Here is a 21,883-nt window from a genome sequence, read left to right as displayed (position 1 = left end):
CAGGATTGAAGCTGTAACGGACAATTACAAAGTTAATACCGCCTGCACTTCACCACATGCCAACATTTCACCTGTTTGAATAAAACCAAGAGAATCATAAATTTTCTTCGCAACGACATTTTCAGGTTTGTAGGTGAGTTCTACAACTTTGGCTTTTCCTCGTGGAAATGTCCTCGCATACTCAATTGCTTTTACTACCATTTCTTTACCATATCCCTTACCTTGGTATCGCTGGTCAATCATCATCTTGAAGATGCCATAACTGCTATAATCAAAATTGCCATCCCCGTCATCATAGTACATCGAAATAAAACCTATCATATTGTCTTCCTTATAGACTGCAAAAGTAATAATAATCTGCCCCTCATCTGAGGCCACGTACGCTTCAGCAAGTGCATGTTGGTTCGAGGATATGAATCTTTGTTGATCTGGAGTGACTTTAAGTTCAATACATTCGATAAAATTATCCCAAGTTATTCTTCTAAATTCCATTTTGAATTCCCTCCCGCACTCATCATCATTACTATTTTCTTCCTATTTTGTTGCACTAATATAGCTCAATTTAAAAATACGATCATACATATATGTGTAAGAATCGTAATACTCAAGCGCCTTTTTTCTCTCTTCGTGGAAAGACTTTAATCTTTCCTTGTCCCCGGTATGAACATAGGCTATTAACTCAGTACTCGCTTTTTTATATGATTCCACACTATAACCCGCATCAGAAAAATCAAAGGAATTATAATCTTGTACTGGAGTAAACACCTCTGGACGGATCCAGCCCTTAAATTCGGCTTCCTTTATTAACTGTTGTAATCTGGAGATGTCAACTTGCTCTTCTAATATTACTTTACTAAGAACATCAACCACTTCTTGCTCGATCTTGATGAATTTGCTTGTGAATTCATGATTGGAAAGATGCATCTCTATTAAATTTTTGGTGTAATGAGAATAACTATTCACTAGATTAAGCTTGGAATTCTTATACTCTACCGCAAATCTTGCATCACGAAGAACACTGGCCGGGATATAAGCATGATTTTCAATTATTTTGACTTCTGTCCCTGCCCTGGTCTTTAGTTCTTTTCCATTCAAAAATATACTTATCTTCTGTGGTGCGCTTGTCGCTGCAAAAGCAAGAGAAGCGCTTACTAACGACAAAGCAAGAGTAACAATTATCATTTTTTTCACTTCGTACACACCCTCTGATATGAATAATAAAGATAAGTTTCAATCAGCTATCATCGTACCATTTTATTCAAATAAAGGTAATACACTACATATATGCAACGTTCTTTATCCATACACAAAAAGAAGCCACCTCCCTGGCCTTCCCCAGTTCAGTGACTCCATTTTGCAATCCTATTCATTCCCTACATTCAACTACTCCTTAACAGCTCCAACCACAATCCCCGTTACAAAATAACGTTGCAGGAACGGGTACACAAGCAGGATCGGCAGTGCGCTGATAAAGATCTGCGAAGCCCGAATCGTCCGTTGGGACAGGTTCTTCACCGCTTCTGGATCAAGCTTCGACATATCGGCCTGCACGATGATCGTCTGCATGAATGTCGCGAGTGGCAGTTTTTCCGCATCACGGATGTAGATGATTCCGTCAAAGTATGCGTTCCAATGCCCAACCATCATGAAGAGCGAAACCGTTGCAATAACGGGTACCGAGACAGGCAGATAGATTTTGATAAACGTCTTAAAGTGCCCTGCGCCATCGATAAATGCCGCTTCTTCCAGATCCTTCGGAACGGTACGGAAGAAATTCAGCAGCAAGATGATGTTAAACACTGCAACCAATCCTGGCAGGATCAAGGCCAGCAACGTGTTCATCAGTCCCAGCTTCAGAATCAGGATGTACCCCGGAATGAGGCCACCGCTGAACAGCATCGTGATGACAAAATACCACAGATAGATGTTACGTGCGCGGAACACCCGCGTCTCTTTGGAAAGCGCATAGGCTGCAATCGTATTAACGATTAACGCAAGTCCAGTACCAAGTACCGTCCGCTCCACAGATACCCATAAGGAGGAGAGGAAGTTGGTATTGGCAAATGTCTTGGCATACGCCTCCAGTGTAAATCCAATCGGCCAGAACGTTACGAGACCAGCATTTGCAGGTGCAGATGCGCTAAGTGATACCATGAGCAAGTGATACAAAGGCAGCAAGCAGAGCAGTGAAAGGATGGTCAGTAACACATTGTTGAATATGCTGAATATGCGGTAAGGCATCGTTTTATGGTACATTCGTTTGTCATCCTTTCTAGAAAATTCGATATCCGGCGAATCGGTAAGCCAGTCGGTACGAGATCACAATCAGGATCAGGCTGATGACCGATTTGAACAGATTCACAGCGGTAGCGAAACTGAACTGCCCACTAAGCAGACCTTCTCTATACACAAACGTATCGATAATATCTCCTTGTTGATAAATTAACGGACTATATAAGTTAAAGATCTGGTCAAAGTTGGCGTTAAGCACATTACCCAGTGCCAGCGTTGCGATTACGATTCCAATGGGAATCAGTGCCGGGATGGTAATATACATCGTTTGCTTCCAGCGTCCTGCACCGTCCACCTCAGCCGCTTCATACAGAGCCGGGTTAATGCCGGACAATGCCGCGAGGAAGATGATTGTGTTGAAACCAAACTCTTTCCAGACATCACTCGCAATAATCGTGAATCGGAACCAACTCCCATCCCCCAGGAAGAAGATCGGCTTGATACCAAATACGGATACCAGGAACTGATTGACAATACCCGTCTGGGCCAGAATGTCGATCAGGATGCCTGACAACGTAACCCAGGACAGAAAGTGTGGAAGATACACGAGCGTTTGAATCGTTCTTTTCAGCGCCATCTTCCGTACCTCATTGAGCAATAAGGCAAAGATAAACGGAATGATCAGATTCATGACGATCTTCGTACAGGCAAAAAATAGCGTGTTCCACGTAATTTGCAGGAAATAATCATTTTCCCACATATACCTGAAGTGCTTCAGTCCTACCCATTCGGAATTAAAAAATCCCAGTGCAGGTTTATAATCTTGAAATGCCATCAAAATCCCGGACATCGGAATGTATGAAAATATAAAGACCATAATGGCCGCCGGCAACACCATGAAGTGCAGAATCCATGGCTGTTTGTAGCGTTTTTTTCTCTTTTTATCCAGCTTGTTCCCAACGTTTGCCTTCGGGATCCGCTTACCCTCCAATTTAGCCTCCATAGCGCTTCTCCTGTTCCCAAAAAAAGTTTTTGTGTGTGATCGGGTTCTCTGATATAAATAGTATCAAGCCATTCTGAGGTCTGCTATATAACATTGTTAGGCTTGATAGTGTTTTGTTAGGGTATCATCAGAAGAGGTTGTTTACACACGAATTAGAAGGAGACTTTTCATGTATATATGGAAGCGCTTAATGCCTTTTCAAGGTAAAACCAGATCCCCATTCAGTCTTTTTGCCAAAATAAACTTGTTAATTGTGGTCTTGTTCATCCCCATTCTAATCATGTACACCTACTCGAATAACGTCACCTATGATGTCGTCAGCAAAGAACTGCAGATCTCCAACACGAAACAACTTACGTTTCTGTCCAGTCAGATCGACTCCCGCATCAACCAGATGATGGATTTCAGCCTGATTCTCTCCCGAGACCCCAATGTCAGAGCATTCAACGGCCTCAACATGTGGGATGATCGGTATGACCGGATGCAGACCCGTTATGTGATACAAGAGAAGATGACGCTGCAAACCGGCGTTACGGATATATGGCCCACCCGATATGCGGTGCATTCACAGCAGAACAAGGATGTCATCGCCAACTACAATCAAACGACAGGGTATGATGAAGAGTATTTGAAAAAAAATATGAGTGGACGTTGGACCTATGGGGATCAGGGTACCGCATCACAGGACGAACTGAACTCCTTCTATTGGTTCTATACGGATTCATTGGCACAGCCGGGGATGCTCACGGGAAGTAACCTGGTGATTGAAGCCAGCTTCAGCTACGAGAACATTCAAAATATGCTGGATACGTATAAAGCGGGCGGACAAGGCGATCCTTTCTTGTATCACAAAGGAAATTCACCCATTCTGAATCGCAGCGCGGACAAGCAATTATCCGCAGAACTCATTCAGTATCTGGATACGCATTCCCCTGAAGACACCACACAAGATGTCGTGAAGCTGAACGGGAAGAACTATCTGGTTAGCTCTGTGAAGTCCACTTATCTGGATTGGCATCTGGTTGACGTGATTCCACTGTATCAGATTTTGAAGCCCATCTCGCTGAGTCAAAATCTGTTCTACACCTGTATGATTTTGCTGCTGGTTGTGGGCATCTCTGCTTCAATCCTGCTGTACCGAAATGTTCAATATCCGATCAAAAAGCTGATCAAAGGCTTACGTCGTGTAGAGCAAGGAGACTATTCTGTCCGACTGTATAGCAAAAACCAGAATGAGTTCTCATTCCTGTTCCGCCGATTCAACGATATGTCCCATCAGATTCAAGATCTGATCGAGAATGTATTCCATGAGAAAATTAGAGCCAGAGAAGCTACGCTGAAGCAATTACAGGCGCAGATCAATCCGCATTTCCTATATAATTGTCTTGGTTATATCATCAACATGGCCCAGATGAAGGACGAGCAAGCCGTGGTCTCCATGGCGCATAACCTAAGTGCGTATTATCGCTACACCACCCGTATGGAACGGGAGACGTCGTCGCTACAAGAAGAGATCAAGCTGCTGATTAACTATCTGGATATCCAGAAGCTGCGCAATGGTCGCATTGAGTATCACATCGATATCCCTGAGGATATGCTTGCCCAGTCGGTACCGCGATTAATGCTTCAGCCGATGGTCGAGAATTCCGTGATTCACGGTGTGGCGAAGTCCTATTCTTCCGGGGAAATCCGAATTACCGGGGAGCGTTTGAACGGTTTTGGCAGAATATACATCGATGACGACGGCCCTGGCCTCAGCCCGGAACAGTACGAAGCGCTGAACTTGAAGATGCAGGAACCTTTACAAGAAGAAATGGGCTGCGGCCTTTGGAATACGCACCAACGAATCACGCACCTGTTCGGCAGTCACTCCTACCTCCTATTCGGCCCATCCCCACTTGGCGGATTCCGAACCGAAATCATCTGGGAGATACCAAAAGAGGATACAGATTCCGATAAAGATAATACCGATACAAATTGATACGATACAAACAATAAATTGACGATTTAATTTTGAACAAGATCACGTACACGATAACGCAGAGGGCAGAAAAAACCTGAAGAAGCAAAGCGTTCGCCTTTATCACCAGATTTTCACATTATAAAATTGATTCAGAAAATCTGGGGGTAACAGCGATCGGAAGGTTATTCTGTCATCGGAGTGGCAAGTGTACAGCTGTCTGGGTTCAACCACCAAGGGAGACATTATAATGCACATGATGATCGTAGACGATGAAGCACACTGGGTCGATAACCTGTCCATGACCAAGCCCTGGCACACGCTGGGGATTGAACATGTGCATAAAGCATACTCGGCACACGAAGCACTACAAATGATCGACACCCACCCCATTGATATCGTGATCTCGGACATTCAGATGCCCGAAATGACAGGAATTGAACTGATCGAACGCATCCGCATACGGGACAAAAAAATAAAATGTATCCTGTTATCCGGGTATTCCGAATTTGATTACGCCAAAAAAGCCATCCAGTTCGAAGCCGTGGACTATCTGTTGAAGCCGCCCACAGACGATGAATTAATGGGTGCCGTTCAGAAAGCCATCGATCAATTGAACAACGAATGGGAACTTGTCAGTTCACTGACACGAACGCAGTTTACTCTGCGGGAGAATCTTCCCCATTTGCGGGGACGACTGCTCCTAGGGGCTTTGCAGGGACAACGAATCGCCGCTGCGGAATGGGATCGGAAGCTCGCTAATTACGCTCTGCCCTTTCATACCGGGGATGCCGCATTAATGCTGGTTCGTTTGGAAGAAGAATTCGGACACTATGACAGCAATGATCAGACCCTGATCGAATATGCGATCATCAACATGGCGGAAGAGATTATGGGTGAGTTTATGGAAGTGTGGGGCGTGAAGGAGGAGCACGGTTATCTGGTGTTTTTGCTTCAGTTGAAAGAACGGAAAAGCGATATTGGGAAAGAAACCATTCTGGAGAAGCTGTCCATTCAGCTTCAATCCAAAGTAAAACAATTTCTGAAAGGCTCCCTCTCCATCGTTATCACTGAGTGGTTCACCTTTCCGGATCAGCTTTACGATCGCTTCCGTCAGGCTTCCGCTTATTTCCGGCAGATCGTTGGCGACGAACGCGAATTCGTTATGCGTGTCAGCGATGTTGAGACACCTGCGGCACAAGGTCCCTTGGATGTACTGTACACCCCGCCAACGTTTATTAGTCTGCTAGAGAGCGGACAGTGGGATGCCGCCGAAGAGAAAATCCTCGCGGTCTGCGCTGAGCTGGATGAAAAATGGTCGGAATCATGGGAGCACTGCATGGAGGCAGGTTTTCTTATTACGGCTTCATTCACCAATATTGCCCACCGAAACAAGCTGACCCTGACCACTTTAATGGGAAATGATGTTGAGGATTTGCAAAGTGGGGAAGTTTTCGCTACCATCAGCAAATTGCGGAAATGGTCGCTCAGTGTGCTGGGCAAACTCAAGGAAGGCACGTCCAACGAGATCAAGGACATCCGTTCCGAGTATGTGAAGAAGATTCAGGATTTTACGGATAAGAACCTGCATCTGGATGTGTCTTTACGTGTACTGGCTGACCATGTCAACCTGCACCCGACCCATTTGTCCAAGATCTATAAGATAGAAACCGGCGAAGGCATCAGTGATTATATCTCGCGCCTGCGTATGGATCGGGCCTGCCACAAGCTGGTCACGACCACCAAAAAAGTGTACGAAATCAGCATGGAGATTGGATACATGGACCCGGCTTATTTTATCAAAGTGTTCAAGCGTCAGTTTGGCGTTACGCCGCAGGAGTATCGCGACCAGCATAAATAACATAACTGAAAAACGTTCTTTTGGAACATTCACTAATAGAGTCCTATCGAAACTAACAAACTCATATAGATGCCCTCCCGCCCAAATTGGTACAGTTACATTGTAGAGGTTGTTCAAAAAGTCCGCTTTTGATTACGAAGGATGCCTAGCGGCATCATCAGCATCGAATATGGAATTCAGCCGAAATGTCCGTTGCTCACGTAGCTCTATCTACGCTCCGCTACTCCATTTCTAGCTTCATCCCATCTTCTCGGTACTGAAAACCGGCCTTTTTGAACACGCATTTTTAAAGATCATACACCGTAGGGGGATTGAACAATGATCAAATTCAAAACATGGTGGTCACTGCTCATGGTTATCGCGCTCATCACGATCACTGCGTGCGGCAGTGGCGAGACAGCCAGTGACAATGGTAGCGATACTACGCCGGGAACAGTCGGCTCAGCGGAAGCAGAAGCTGCTTTTGCCAAAGGAAAATACGACCCACCCATCGAGTTTAGTTCGGTATTGATGCCGAAGAAATACGTGCAAGGAGATACCAAAGAAAATAACGTGCACGATCGCTGGATGCTCGAAACGCTGGGTATGAAGCATAAAGATACCTGGTATCCGGCCAATGACGATCAATACAGACAAAAGCTGCAACTGGCGATCGCCTCTGGCGAGACGCTGCCTGATTTCGTCACCGTACCCACCAATGCGGTACTGACCAATCAATTGATCGACTCCGGTCAATTCATCGCCATCGATGAGTTGTTCGATAAGTATGCGAGTCAAACCCTGAAAGATCACGCAGCAGCACATCCTGAACTGTGGTATCCGTTCACCAAGGACGGCAAGAAATACAACATGCCGATCATGGAGTACACTGATAACGACGATACACTGCTCTGGCTCCGCGAGGACTGGATGGAGAAGCTGAACCTGGAAGCTCCGAAAACCATCGCAGACCTTGAGAACATCATGGACAAATTCAAAAACGAGAACCCGGACGGTCTGTCTCCAGACAAAGTATTTCCGCTGGCAATCTCACTGAAAAATAACACCAACACCTGGATGGGTCAACTCGACTGGTTGTTCGGTGCATACGGTACAATCGAGGAACAATGGAACAAAGACGCAAACGGCAATCTTGAGTACGGCTCCGTTAACCCGGGTGCCAAACAAGCCCTTGCCAAGCTGGCTGAATGGATGGATAAAGGTTATATCCACGCTGACTCCGCTCTGTGGGACGAAGGCAAATCCGCTGAAAGCTGGACGGCTGGCAAAGCGGGCATTCTGCCTGGCGCAAACTGGGTTCCAGACTGGCCTGCACCTGACCTGCTCAAGAACGTACCTGGCTCAAAATATAAAGCTTATCCTGTTCCGGCTGGCCCAGACGGCAAGATCGGTACAAAGTGGCAGAACTCTGGCGTGAACGCCAGCATCATGATCAACAAAGATGCCAAGCATCCAGAAGCGATCTTCTTGTACTACAACTACTTGCTCGATAACCTGGCTAATCCGGCTGCGGGCAGTGAGTATGAATATGGCTTTGCCAAAGGTTACGACTGGGATATTGTAGACGGCAAACCAACCAGTGACAAAGAGAAGATCAAAGACTTCTCCAACGAGTTCCCGTTCCTGACAGGCCCAGCCCGTATCCCGGATCTGTTCATGAAAACCCTCGTGAAGCTGGCTGACGGCGAGAAGCCCGAAACACCTTACGAGAAACAAATGGCCGAATTCCGCAAACCGGAAAACTGGTATGCAGGTAAAGTGGTCATGTCGCAAATCGACATTCGTAAACAAAACTACTTCACTGGCGCTGCAACACCAACCATGGTATCCAAATGGAACCTGCTCCGTCAGTCCGAGATGGAAACCTTCAACAAAATCATCTACGGCAAACTGCCAGTCGATGCCTTTGACCAATTCGTCGCCAACTGGAAATCCAATGGCGGAGATCAGATCACGCAAGAAGTGAATGATTGGTTTAAGTCGGTAAGTGCGAAGTAAGAATTGGATTTTGGAAAAGTAGAGCATTAAAACCCGAGCCGAAGCGAGTTATTCACGCTTCGGCTCGGGTTTTTAAGTGTAGATCAGGGTCGCTTGCCCTCTGTAATTCAAATAATATCCATTGTGCTACTTAAAATACTTTTCACTTACCTCGTTATATAAGGCAGAATAATGTTCATCTTTTTCGGCAATATCCAGATCACTAGTGGATTGAATACTCATATTACTTTGACTTTCCGGGTAAACATATTTCCCCTGATGGTTGCCGATGATCTCATATGAACCTGAAGGTTCCTCTGGACTTTGATATAAAAACAATAGATAGTTTTTGCCCGACGTTAAAGGTTGATACAATTCATTTGGATATTTTACATATGCACCTGCCACATCTCTCCACTTGGCATAGTATTCAACTACGTTTAGTTCCTCCCCCTCCTTCACTTCACCCTTGTATACTTTCTTCACTTTTATATTTGAAAATGTACGTGTGTCCAATGGATACTTATCCTTTTGATCTAATTCAACGATTGAATTCGTTTCCTCTTCCCAATCAGCCTCCACAATTACAGTAGCTAATGATTCTACCTCAGAAAGAGCGTAATTGTGGTAATCTGCATCTGGACGTAGTTCTTGTGCATTTAAATGCTTATATCCAAAAAAAATGCTAACCCCCATCACAGCTATAACTCCTGCCATTATCCACTTTTTCACGTCAGCACCTCCAAAGTTTAATTTCCATATTTCTCTTTTATATTTGACTTATCATAGGTCTGTACAACATAGTATCCATTATCCCCTTGTTTCATTATGGCGTTAGAAGTAGTATCTGGATGTTTAAGTCCTAATGAGTGTCCCAATTCGTGTAGGAATATTTTTTTCTTTAAATTAGCACTCTGAAACGAATACCCTATTTTTGTATTTGAATCCGTGTTGGTATTGAATTCAATTATGGAGTCTTTCCAAGATCCGTTCCAATCACACGAGTAACCCCATATAACACTATATTTATAATTGCAGGTTTCAGCCCAGTTACCTGTAGAACCAAGATTCTTTCCAATAATATTGATTCTTGCAAAGTGTGGTGTTTGATCTAGACTTGATTGTTCATAAGGCTTTGCCAAGCCTACTTTGGAGGATACACCATTCCATCCGGTATACCAACTTTGAAACGAACTTAAATTGGATGACATACTCGACCCTACTGCTATACCTAAACTGGTTGTACTAGTTGTATCCCATGATCCGCTATAATAATCCGAGCTTGCTGCCTTTACAGATGCTGTAATGAGGAATGCAGCCATTAAACAGGTTAACATTACCATCCAACGTTTCTTCAAAATATTCACCTCTCCGTATAAATTTGTTCAGCATTTGATGAAATACAAAACATACTAAATTTCCTTGTGAAATTAACTAAGCCCCCCTTTTAAAGAACGAGTCTCAAAAGTTCTATCTTTAAAATAAAATAGAACCTTCGAGCTTTTAGTAAGTCCACCTTCATCCTGATAATTTAACAAGCATATTTATTGTAAAAGAGAGCATGAAAATCTCTCTAATCACAATCTGAATCTGCACTGTCATTTAACGAATACAAGCAGCTTTCTCGCGATAACTAAATGTTGAACCCTCTATTTATATAAACGTAACATATATGGAAAATGTTTACTTAATTTTGTGTCTATTTTGTGTCTAATGGAATTCGGAAATTTTCTTTTTTATGAACACTAGGTCAACTTCCATTAGTTTTCGTTTGCCAAATAAAAGAACCACGATTAAACACTTCAAAATACAGCAACTTTAACAGAATCCGTACCCATAATTCGGTTTCCATTTTTCTCTTCTGATCCGACCTCAATACCAATTTTTAATGACTCAGAGGGGGACATACCCTTTTGATCTGGACTTAACTCGATCACAATCGTTCCAGTGCCTCCGCCATTTGCTATGTAATTTCGTTCTCTCCCAATCTCAATCATCGTGCGCCATGAAGAGTCATCAGAAGAATTCATCCAGGTGGATACATACTCAGCAGGCTTTAACTTCGATTGATGTTCAGGATAACTGCTGGTGATACTTGAGACACTCCATTGATCAGGGATATAAAATGCAACACCACCCCAGTCAACGGGGTCAATCTCTACATGGGCTACTATTTTGATATGATCAATATGCTCCTTCTCACCTTCAACGAATATCGACCCTTCTGTCATAGTCTTTAAATTCGTTGATTTGGCATCCAGATCAAAGTTTTTGACGTGAATGATATTGCCATTAACCACTGGCTCATTGGCTTCTTTTTTGTCCGTATTCAAAAAAAAAAGAATAAACACAATCGCAATAAACATAAAAAGCAAAATTAAGTATTTAGATATTTTTTTCATATAACCATACCTCACTTCTGCCTTTGTTTGTTTAAGCTTAACACATACTCAATGCCCTCCTTTCCTTAATTTAGAATTTGGAAAAGTAGAGCATTAAAACCGGAGCCGAAGCGATAGATTCACGCTTCGGCTCCGGTTTTTAAGTTAAGATCGTGGTAGCTTCCCCTGACTTATGGGTTCCCATTAGAGGGTTGAGGAGCCTCAGTATCTGTCTCCTCTGGCATCGATTGACCTAACAAGGATACTGTGAGCTGAATACCATCTCGTAGTCCCTGCATATACAACCGCTCATTTTCTATGCCCCTGCTGACAATATAACGATTCTCCCACTCGATATATTCAGGTGTCTGCTCGACATCCTTACCTGCAAACAAAACTTCAAACGCTTCGTCTGTTTCTTTACGTACACGACTCATTTCAGGATCTTGCTCGATCCGTGACGACACCTCATCCAACCTTGCCTGAATCGCTCGTTGCATCCACCGTGGAAAATCCATTGCTTCTCCTCCCCTACGGATTATGTACTTTCACTCATCATCGTACCCCTCGGCTATGTCTCGCCTTTATTTCACTAACTCGTGCCACCAGTTCGTCCACCCTTCGGCTCTGTTCCTGAACCTCAGGATTGTCCCACAACGGAATCGCTTGCTTCAAGGATGCCTCTCCAAGCTGATTAAGCTTGCGCCGTTCCTCTTCCAATAAGTCAAGCAACCGGCTCATACATCCACCTCTCTGATGGGTCTAAACTGTTCCATGTCTTGTTAATGCTAGACGTGAGCAGTCATTTTAATGCGATTATCGGTTTATTTTATTTTAATTCGATATACGCATTAAAACAACCATTATTTCTCATACAATTTGGTTGAAATGAGGGGTGTACATAATGAAGCCTAGACAAGAACCACCTGGCAACAAAAATATTATCGGTTCCCGAGTCGTAGCTATCCGTAAAAGTAAAGGAATCAAACAAAGAGAATTCCTCGCCAGATTGCAAACACTGGGGTTGGATATCAGTCAGACCAGTCTTTCACGTTTAGAGGGTCAATATCGTCTCGTTCAAGATTATGAAGTAGTGATGATTGCGAGGGCTTTGGAGGTTTCTGTGGGGTATTTGCTTGGAGAAGAAAGTGAGTAACACTCCCCCTATAAACATCAGAAGAACTATGAGCATATATAACGTCTAAATTAGTGGTTTCAACTTCACCTACATGAGAATAAAACTAATCAACTTGCGATGGAAAATAGACCCATAACAACAAAACTAGCGGAACAAAACTTGTTTCAAGTTTGTTCCGCCAGTTTTTAAAGTTTCTATTTGTAAAATGAGTGACCGCCTCTATACCATCCATCTAGAATACTACACCGAAAAAAAATCTTCATCAGTAATGCAATAATGACTGAAGAAATCCTCTACTTCTTTACCGTACTTACTTTCTGGTTCTTTCACCGAAAAGTAAGTGAACGCAGATGAATAGCCTGGTTCAAGATCTGGAGCGATGCAGCCCATTGAAAAAGAAAATAAAAGTGCCCTGACTTGATCATTTCGTACAAAGTGCTTGGAATTAAAATTGGAAGCTATGAGTTTATACATAAGCCTGTAACAAATCTCTGATCCTTGGTCTGGGTCATTCAGGTACAAAAGGAAATCCTTTTCATCCATTAATCTCTCAACTGACAATGCTATGAACCCTGGATATGAATGGTTCAAAATTTGTTGTTCTGCTTTAACAATATTGTTATATACTGAACTTTTGCCTGACAGTCTTTTAGCTGCTACAGAATAAATCATTCCATTTTTTTCGATCAAGAAATCAGGCTCTTGAATTATTAAGCTGTACCCGGCCAACTCAAGATGCGCAGCAAATGAGAGCTGAAATTGTATGTCTCTTGCTGTTCTATTCTTATCCATTGAGTTAAGTATATTGCCAGACATTAATTTGTTTGAAGAGTATATTAACTTTAACTCACAGTAATCCCTGTATCCTTCCAGTAACCCGGGTAAATTAAAACTTTCTGATTCTTCATCTCCTACAATCACTTTGCTATAGAATTCCTCGAAATTTTTTCTGAAAATAGAAAAACGACATGAAGGATGAACTTTAATATTTTTCTTCTCCAACCCCATAAATATTCTGTCCATATTTTCTAAACATTTTTCTGCTGAAGACTCTGCACCAAAAGAGAATGAATTCATTTTTCCCACCTATAAAAATATGTTTTTGTCTAGCTCTAGAGTATTGTAACCGACGTAGCAATAGGAGAAAGAAGGAAATTTTCATCCAATTGATATATAGTTTCTTCGCTTGAAACTAGTTCATTTAATTGATTTAACATGTAGTAATAAAGTTGTTCTGCTGAATGGTATTTTTTGATGTGAGGTTTGTATGCATTTCGCTTCTTATTGTACTTCCATGCTGGAAAACTCTTCGTCATTATCAAACTTTTCAGTGTAAGAAAGTCAATTATAGGTACGTGCCTTGTTTCATCTCCTTGCGTAAAATATAAACCTTGATATCCATTGAAATAAACATGATTCATTAATATAAATGGTGCGATTTTTTTTCCCTTGAAGCTAATTTTCGTTTTAACCTCTATAAGTCTCCTTTTTTCGGGATCATTTAAAACGTTAAGTCGCTCCACAATTTGTGTGAAAGCTTTGTATACTTTTGATTCAAAACAATCGCTTGCTTCAATGATACTTTCTGGTTTAATCATTGCTTTTGCCTCAAAGATAAATACATAATCATCAAGAACAAACAATCCGTCAATTTCTGGTATTCCATTCTTTTCATCTCTGAAAACCTGAGCATATTCCAAATTCATACTTTTGAAAAATTGTTCTATCTGGTTTTCAAAAAATATTCCTTTCTTAGCTCTAATATTCACTGTATTAGCATTTGAAAGTATTTTATCAATACATCTTTCTATTGTTGTATTCTCAATATGAGAAGGTACGATGTAATAGCTCTCTTCTTTTCGAATTAATGGCTTATAGTTAACCAGTGTCGAAGGTTCGCCCAAATCATCTAAATTTATTGATAATAGATGTAGTAACTCTGGATGATTTATATGGGATAATTTAAGCATCGCTTCTTCTTCTAAGACAAGAATTGTGCATTGTTGCGCTTCATCAGCTTGTTCTAAGAGTGTAAAATTTACTTTCAGCAAATTTTTATAGCTTTCAAGAAGATCTTTTATTTTAAAAACCTTGCCCTTATAGTCGAATTCATTGTTTTTAGTCCCATACATTGGTTCTAGATATTTATATGCTTGGTAGAGATCAACTTCAACATTAAAATCTATTTGGTTATTGTTATCAAAGTAGATTAATTCAGAGTTAAACACCCTTAGTGAACCACTAGCTTTTAACAAAAATAATTCTTCTTCATCTGAAAGTTCTTGAGAAAATAGTGAACAATTCAAATCTCTGTAAATCTCAAATTTTCTCCAAAATGGTATGTAATATTCCGTAAGATATGCTTTTTCAATCCTATTATCATAGTAGTCAAAATTTTCAACAATATTAACTTCTGTAATTTCCAATAGTATTGAAAGAATTTTTTCTTGAGTAGCCTTTTTTCGAGAAATCAGTCTAAACAATTCTCTTAGAGTTTCTTCTGAGCATATACTGCTACCTAAGGAGACTGAAGAAACTTTATTTGTACGAATTAGTTCAACTATCTCATTAGAGCAACTAAGAATATGTTCGAAGTGAGCTTCAACCTCATCTTCATTTCGGAAAGTCCCACTCAACGGCTCCTTATGAACATAAATACGATATTTTAAAAATTCTAAGTAATTGAAAATCAGTTCTATACTTATGCTTTCTTCAGTTGAATTTATCAATTGAGTAATATTTTCATCATAAGTTTTCTTTCTTGAAAGAAGATAATTTAAAAAATATAAATCTTTCTTGATTTTTGTATCCCTTTCATTTTCTAGAACAACAACAGAAATAATCGATTTAATCTCAGATGGTTCCAGTGCGAAAATAAGGCCTGAATGTAAAAATAATCTATGGAAATAAAACCCTTCTTTTTGATATCTTTCTTTTATGAATTCTACAGCTTCATGACAGGACTTTTTTTGTAACTTAGTAAAATCTGATTTAAGTTTTTTCACTTCAACCATATTATAGATCCTCAATTAGGCACCTCCGATTAATGAAATTTTTCAGAAAGTTGATCATAACTTTTCTCCCTAATACTTATCTAAAATACTATGGTAGGCAAGAACAGTTTGAGTTTATCTCAACCGAGTTAAATAGATAGAGATATTACACTTAAAGAAAGAGCCCACGTTCCACGCGAGCCAGTACTATATTCAATACCTAAGAGAGAGATGTCTCCTTACTTTAAATGCTTAATAATCTCATCTATTTCTTTGATTAATACATCTTTTTCTATATCACGATCTTTAATGAACGAGGTCATCAGTCCCCATTCACGAATCTTATCAATCCATTCCAAGATATTATCTCTCGGGTACCCTTTTTCCTGCAGTAAATAGAATATATAGGACAGCTCATTGCTGATACTTGTGTTGAATACAGCTGGATCATCAGAGTTAACCGAAATCACTAGTCCTTTGCCTGTTTGATTCTCATGCTCCAATCCTTGTACATTTAAGTTTTGAACAGGATGATTGAACAGCCTCTCAATACCTGAAATCGCAAGATTAGACGTAGGGTTAGTCTCCACAACAATGCCTTTAACATTTAGTTTATTGCGTACAAATGCTTGTAAGTTTTCTAATAGGACAACCTCATGATCGCCTACCGTAATCTGAATTACCTCATACATCCGCTCTAGATAACATTTGCAGTGATTGGCATGAATTAACTTGGATTCGTTCCACATCGCATGAGTACCTGTAGGCTGCTTACAAAAATGATGTTCTGGCATCTCCGTATCATTACGCCACTTCCCTGTACGGTTTGTCTCAGTGACGCACATATCATAAATGTAGCTTTCATCTGTTTGAAAAGGTTGAAATCTGCCCTGGTATGCCTTCCATAAGGTAAATAGGGTAATCCCTTCAATGTTGTGATATATCTTCTCTGCCTGCAGCATAATTTCCCGTTCAATTCCCAATAAATCTAATTCCAAACTATACTTTTTTTCCATAAAGGCTTGACCCCATAGCCAAAGGAGATTTTCCATATATTCTATACGGGGTAAAACAACAACCGGGTTCTCTTCACACCAACATTTCACATCAAGCCCTACGGCAATACCATGCCCTATACGGTCTCCGACATGAAAGTTAAAATGTTCAATTACTTCGTCTATATGACGGAGCCCTGATAATAGGTGCCTGAAATCCTCACCTACATGATAGGTAAACCCAAGAGTGTTAATTCTCTCTTCACGTCCAAGTAACATCAGCTTGCTATTGTGGCTATCTCTGGCATGACGATAGATGGGTGCAAATACCCAAGGCTCTGTATTATTCTCCACACTTGCTGCATCCAAACCCACGATATATCTGGAAAGTCCCGGAATTTTCTCACGTAAGGCATTAATTGCCTCGACAGTCTCCATATACTGCTTTTGAAGGCGACCATAGAAATAATTATCGTTCTGCAAATGCTTGCGGTCTGAGTCCTTGTACCAGCACTTCTCATAAAAAGATTCATCTTGAGCTTTGATTAGATGATAAACAATTCCGATCTGCGGGAAATCTGAATAATGCACTTTAGGATCTTTAAGGATATTTTTATAGGTTCGAAAAAAAACAATTAAGTTTCTTCTCAGATCATCCTTGATGTCATGAACGTTATTCTTGGACGATGGAGTTACTCTTATTTCAAGTTTCTTCAAATTATTATTGTAAACTTGATTACGTATTGCATGCTCCAGCATATTAGTATTAGAGGTTGCTTTTGAGAAAAAATGACGGAAATAATCAAGCCCCTCCATGTAATTGGACTGTGTTACACCTTGATAAACTATGTTTTTAATTCGCAAATATTGCCAGAACAGCCTTGAAAAGTAGGTGTCTCTGGAACCCTGTTTGTTTTGGTCTTTAATATAACTCAAAGATTCCAACAGAAATATATTCTCGTCTGTTGTGTGTAACTCTCCAAGTCCTGCCATTGCTTTGATGATTTCGGCAGACTGCGTTTCATTATCTCTTCCAAGAAATGAGAAGTCATGAAGTAAAAACTTGTGTATTTTTTTGTAGTTATACTTTTCTGGCTTGATCTTTCGAAAGATAAACCACTGTAATAAATGACTTAGTTCACTGCCAGATTGATCAGCCCCAGCATAAACAGATTCTTGATCCAACCAGTCGTCCAAATACTCCTCCAGCTTTTTGTTTTTTGCAATCATGAGGTATTTAAAGAGCAATACTCGGATCAACCCACATACCCTGAGGGAATCCTCAAGGTATGGATCATCTACTTGATTCCAGAAAGATCCAAGCTTCACACGGCTCTCCTCACGGTTCATGTTCATCAGCTCATGCCATATCATATTAAAATTAATACCAGCACTAATATGGATATGAGTCTCTGCTAAGCCGCGTTCCATTACTTGGTCCAACTGCATATCTCCTAAGTTAATAAGCCAGTAATAACCGTTAAGATAAGCCGGATGGTTCATATCATTGTTTAAGAGATGCAGCACTACCAATATATCGATACAGAACATCCTCGAAAATGTATTCCAGACTTCGATCTTTTTCACTCCGTCAAAAGCCCCAAACAAAAACTCATCATTAGCATTTTTCCAATATTTCAATGAAATTCTTCCGTTGCGGTGTGTGATAAAGGAGGAGGTAAGTTTCTCGAGATGTTGCAAGTAGATATCATCCTCTGAACTAGCCTCCATAAAACTCTTGAGTGGATAGTATTGCTCAAACAACAGGTTAAGTGTATCCAGACTTTTAATGTGCTGCTTGCCTACTAGTTCCTCTTGAATCCTTTTCTTCGCCCAAGCATACTGCTTATACTTATTATTATGACTCCGTTCCTCCTTTCCGCTTAGCACCAGTTCCTCAAACAAGGCTTCTTTAGCGAATAGAAACTCTGTAAATGGCAAAGTAGCCATTTTAGAGACCAAGCCTGTAAAATGCTTGATCATATAGACTCACCATGCTCAATTTTTTGATGATACAAATAGGCCAGAGCATATACAGTTTGTTCCAGAGCCAGATCGTAAAGTCTTTCTTTAGCTTCATTTCTAACTCGACGAATTTCCTTACTGGTGTCGGACAGTTCTTCCTTACTACTCAAATTTTTAGCAAGCGATTGTAACTCAATAACAACATATGAGTCCCTCTCATCGGCTCTCTTCTCCAAATTGTTTAAATATATCTTCATTCTTTTTACAATTTCGTCAAATTGAGACTTGTTTATCGCACCTGTTGCTAAAAGTTTTCTTTGCACATTCCTTAGCTCTGCTTTTAAGGATTCAGCAGGAATTTTAGCAATCAATTGATTGATTTTTTGGATTTGAACCTCATCTACTGAATATTGATCTTCTAGCTTATCAAAATTCGTAAGTAACTCATTCTTGTAGGTATAAATCGCATTAAGAGCATTCGAATTGTCCAGCTTATGTTTGAGATAATTAGAGATTGACTCTTTAATATTTTGTTGCTGTTGTTCTAGAGCCCTTGCTACAGCGTGCTCATCCGTAAAATCATCTATACAATTATTTAATATTGCACGCTCTTGTATCTCTTGTAGTAACAGCATAATTTGAGAGGATTCTAGATCCCCAATTAATTCATTAACAACAACAATCATGACACTATAAAAATGAATTGTTATAAATCTGTTAAATGCATTTACTGCCCTGGTTACGGTTCCTTTGTAAAGTTCTGGTTCGTAATACAGCCAATAATTAGTCCCTTTTCCTATTAGGTCTGTTCCTTCAGCGATTTCATAAAAATCAGTATATACTTCCTCAACATCTTTCACTCGATTTTCTATCAACATATTGTCATTTATATTAGAACTCTTATTCACAACAGTTGATAAGTACTCCGTATGTTTTTCGCTCAGATCATCCGTATAACTGTCAATATTTTGGTAAAAAACTTTAATTTTCTCATCCTTAATACGATTTTTTAGTATTGCTTCGTTACTCTTACTTCGTGTCTTGATGAAAAAGTCGATTTCATCATTTAGAAATTTTTTAAACAACTGCAGCCGCTTTATTTCAATCTCCACATTCAGTCTCTCTGCGCTAGTTTGTAGAGAATCATATTTCTTGATGATTTCCGGAGATATTCTAAAACGATTGCTTTGTATAACATCATCAACTATTCTTCCTACTTTTAAAAGTTGCTCACGTGTTTTATCTATTCTCTCGAAAAACTCATTTCGTTCTTCCATATCTACAGTCCTGATGAAATAATAATAAAATGAATAATCCACAAATTTGGAGGAAAGTCCCTTCTGAACATCAGCATTATCCGGAATTGAATAAAAATCATTATCAAGATATCTGTTATGTTTTGTTGAAGAGATTCGGTCTAATATTGTTACATCAAAGTTAAATTCCTTGAAATCCTCTAGTATTTTGTTCTTTATATCCAGTTTATTTTTTTCCTTGTCATTCGAGATCAAAGCATAATTATTTTGCCAGATCGTGTCATCAGAAAACCTACTCTCGTAATCGTTAAATTTCTCCTCTATAATTTCAAGGTACTTCTTAGTGTATATATATTTATCATATATCTGGTTCAACTGATCATTCTGAAATATATTATTCAATTCGGAGTACAAGGCAAACACATTTCTAACATTATACGTATGAGGAATTAATCTTTGATTATCAATTACTTCAAGTGCTAGATTTAGATCACGACTGTATTCTTTACCATCAATCGAACTCATATTGGTACTAGTTATACTTTCAACAAAGTATAAGAAGTGAATAATGAGAACCTTCTCTTCTTGAGAAATACCATAATAGTTATTCATTAATTCAAATCTTAATCTTTCATGATGTATCTCAATAACTATAGGGTTACCTTTAGCTGTTCGGCTGTTTGTTAAAGTGTATAGTTTATGCATAAATTCCTGATGCTTGCGCAATGAAGCATTTGTTTCAATAATCATTGAAAATAGCTTCTGGTAATAGGCAATTAGTCGCTCATAGTCCTCAGTCAAATGATTTGCTTGATCACCCGATAACCTAAAATTTATATTCACTGTATGCTTATCTCTTGAAGAATTTTCACTAAAATGCAAATAGCTATATAAATTAATTAAACCACGAGGCTTATCATCAAATATATTGAAATAAGTTGGGATGTTCTGGATTTTTTTTGTAGCAATTTGCTCTCCTTTTATTTTCTCAGTAACATAATATTCATATGGAAGTTCGCTCTCATATTTAAAAAAGCGTCCAATGAGTTCTTTCATTTTAGGACGCTCATACCCCTCATTGCCTACATCGTTCACTGAAAAATTCATCTTCGCAGAGGAGTCCAACTTCTGCAACATAAATCTACGGGAGTATGGCATGATTTTTTTTAGAAAATCGTACACCAACTCTTGTTGGGATTCCAGCATACTCCTTTGTCCAACAAACGTTCGATCCATAAATTGATACCCTTGATGCTGGATAAGCATTTCACTGATCATATCTTCCTGGAACTTAGTAATATCACCTGAAATAAAGGTAATGATATTCGAATGATTCAAATACTTCAACACCACATTCAGTACCTCGTTACAGCGTTTAGGGTTTAAATCCACGTCATCAAAACAAATGAAAATCAAATGTTTTCCTGTTTGCGCACCATTCAATACCAGAATTAACTCATCAAAAAGAAGGTTAAGTTTAACTGTCAATTCTAACTCGGACACCAGTGCTTCTTTGCGTTCTTCTGTATAATCAGTGACTCCAGAAAAGTTCTCTTCAATAACTTTAGAGTAATCTTTCTTTCTATATATGTATAACGAAAACACCTTTTCCCATAGGACATCAAGCTCTGTTTTGTCCTTATAAATGCAGCTATTAAAGGTATCCTTATTGGAGGTTCTTACTCTACGCTGTTTTTGATAATATCCATCGATCTCATGTCTTCTAGAATCAATAAATTTCTTCAAATTTAGTAAGATAACTCCTAGGATATCTGAAGTATCCTCCAGCATTTCAGGAATGATCATATCCAGAAAAATATCTTTATCATCTTTTTTCATCAGCTTATCACGCATTGTCAACAGAACAGAGCTTTTTCCACTACCTCGCTCACCGAGAATACTTATAACATTATTGAAATCAAGTCTATCCACAAGTCCAGAACTCTTCAAACGCTCAGTGGTTACTTGAATAGCAGTTGCTCTTATTTGCTCAACTTGGGCCTCAATTTCTTTCCAGTTTGGTAAAATCAGTTGCAAGTTTTCATCGTTTAGGGTGCGTTCTCCTATTCTGATACTTTGTCCATTCTCTAATATAGACTTCTCTTCTTCCGTCATTATTATA

The 21,883-nt window shown here is 39.8% G+C and carries 17 protein-coding genes; 4 read left to right on the top strand and 13 right to left on the bottom strand.

The window, feature by feature from the left end; genetic code table 11:
* Positions 1-24: 24 nt before the first annotated feature.
* The 4 genes from C161_RS08020 to C161_RS08005 form a co-directional block, all read right to left on the bottom strand.
* Complete coding sequence (locus C161_RS08020) at positions 25-492, bottom strand: GNAT family N-acetyltransferase (protein WP_036669398.1); 468 nt, start codon at positions 490-492, stop codon at positions 25-27.
* A 42-nt stretch (positions 493-534) separates the two neighbouring features.
* Positions 535-1,191: a hypothetical protein gene (locus C161_RS08015; RefSeq protein ID WP_036669397.1), complete on the bottom strand. Its 657-nt coding sequence runs from the start codon at positions 1,189-1,191 to the stop codon at positions 535-537.
* Positions 1,192-1,383: 192 nt separating this feature from the next.
* Positions 1,384-2,256: a carbohydrate ABC transporter permease gene (locus C161_RS08010; protein WP_017689839.1), complete on the bottom strand. Its 873-nt coding sequence runs from the start codon at positions 2,254-2,256 to the stop codon at positions 1,384-1,386.
* A 16-nt stretch (positions 2,257-2,272) separates the two neighbouring features.
* Positions 2,273-3,130 (bottom strand): ABC transporter permease, encoded by an 858-nt coding sequence (locus C161_RS08005; protein WP_175623691.1) that lies wholly within the window; start codon positions 3,128-3,130, stop codon positions 2,273-2,275.
* Positions 3,131-3,404: 274 nt separating this feature from the next.
* Here C161_RS08005 and C161_RS08000 point away from each other — a divergent pair, with 274 nt between their 5' ends.
* From C161_RS08000 to C161_RS07990, 3 genes are all read left to right on the top strand, one after another.
* Positions 3,405-5,216, top strand: a complete 1,812-nt coding sequence (locus C161_RS08000; protein WP_036669394.1) for a sensor histidine kinase — start codon at positions 3,405-3,407, stop codon at positions 5,214-5,216.
* A gap of 229 nt (positions 5,217-5,445) precedes the next feature.
* Complete coding sequence (locus C161_RS07995; protein ID WP_036669393.1) at positions 5,446-7,056, top strand: response regulator transcription factor; 1,611 nt, start codon at positions 5,446-5,448, stop codon at positions 7,054-7,056.
* 318 nt (positions 7,057-7,374) lie between these two features.
* On the top strand, positions 7,375-9,054 hold the full coding sequence (locus tag C161_RS07990; protein ID WP_036669391.1) for an ABC transporter substrate-binding protein: 1,680 nt from the start codon (positions 7,375-7,377) through the stop codon (positions 9,052-9,054).
* Between the two features lie 126 nt (positions 9,055-9,180).
* Here C161_RS07990 and C161_RS07985 read toward each other — a convergent pair whose 3' ends face one another.
* The 5 genes from C161_RS07985 to C161_RS07965 all read right to left on the bottom strand — a co-directional run bounded on the left by C161_RS07985 (position 9,181) and on the right by C161_RS07965 (position 12,155).
* Positions 9,181-9,765, bottom strand: a complete 585-nt coding sequence (locus tag C161_RS07985; RefSeq protein WP_143781017.1) for a hypothetical protein — start codon at positions 9,763-9,765, stop codon at positions 9,181-9,183.
* A gap of 17 nt (positions 9,766-9,782) precedes the next feature.
* Positions 9,783-10,391, bottom strand: coding sequence for a hypothetical protein (locus tag C161_RS31445; protein ID WP_051449644.1), 609 nt, complete (start codon positions 10,389-10,391; stop codon positions 9,783-9,785).
* 444 nt (positions 10,392-10,835) lie between these two features.
* Positions 10,836-11,435, bottom strand: coding sequence for a hypothetical protein (locus C161_RS07975; protein ID WP_036669386.1), 600 nt, complete (start codon positions 11,433-11,435; stop codon positions 10,836-10,838).
* A 170-nt stretch (positions 11,436-11,605) separates the two neighbouring features.
* Positions 11,606-11,932 (bottom strand): hypothetical protein, encoded by a 327-nt coding sequence (locus C161_RS07970; RefSeq protein WP_036669384.1) that lies wholly within the window; start codon positions 11,930-11,932, stop codon positions 11,606-11,608.
* A gap of 37 nt (positions 11,933-11,969) precedes the next feature.
* Complete coding sequence (locus tag C161_RS07965; RefSeq protein ID WP_036669382.1) at positions 11,970-12,155, bottom strand: hypothetical protein; 186 nt, start codon at positions 12,153-12,155, stop codon at positions 11,970-11,972.
* A 163-nt stretch (positions 12,156-12,318) separates the two neighbouring features.
* Between C161_RS07965 and C161_RS07960 the strand changes: the two genes are divergently transcribed.
* Positions 12,319-12,570, top strand: coding sequence for a helix-turn-helix domain-containing protein (locus C161_RS07960; protein ID WP_036669380.1), 252 nt, complete (start codon positions 12,319-12,321; stop codon positions 12,568-12,570).
* Between the two features lie 222 nt (positions 12,571-12,792).
* Here C161_RS07960 and C161_RS07955 read toward each other — a convergent pair whose 3' ends face one another.
* The 4 genes from C161_RS07955 to C161_RS07940 all read right to left on the bottom strand — a co-directional run bounded on the left by C161_RS07955 (position 12,793) and on the right by C161_RS07940 (position 21,876).
* Complete coding sequence (locus tag C161_RS07955) at positions 12,793-13,629, bottom strand: hypothetical protein (protein WP_036669378.1); 837 nt, start codon at positions 13,627-13,629, stop codon at positions 12,793-12,795.
* 35 nt (positions 13,630-13,664) lie between these two features.
* Positions 13,665-15,566, bottom strand: a complete 1,902-nt coding sequence (locus tag C161_RS07950) for a hypothetical protein (RefSeq protein ID WP_156946091.1) — start codon at positions 15,564-15,566, stop codon at positions 13,665-13,667.
* Between the two features lie 218 nt (positions 15,567-15,784).
* Entirely contained in the window at positions 15,785-18,523 is a 2,739-nt protein-coding gene (locus C161_RS07945; RefSeq protein WP_036669375.1) for a hypothetical protein, read from the bottom strand.
* Positions 18,520-21,876 carry a hypothetical protein gene (locus C161_RS07940; protein ID WP_036669373.1) on the bottom strand — a complete coding sequence of 1,119 codons (3,357 nt, stop codon included), beginning with the start codon at positions 21,874-21,876 and terminating at the stop codon, positions 18,520-18,522. The genes C161_RS07945 and C161_RS07940 overlap by 4 nt, the downstream gene beginning before the upstream one ends.
* Positions 21,877-21,883 lie beyond the last annotated feature (7 nt).

It is taken from the genome of Paenibacillus sp. FSL R5-192 (assembly GCF_000517845.1).
Classification (GTDB): Bacteria; Bacillota; Bacilli; order Paenibacillales; family Paenibacillaceae; genus Paenibacillus; species Paenibacillus amylolyticus.
This window is presented reverse-complemented; position numbering and strand designations above follow the sequence as displayed.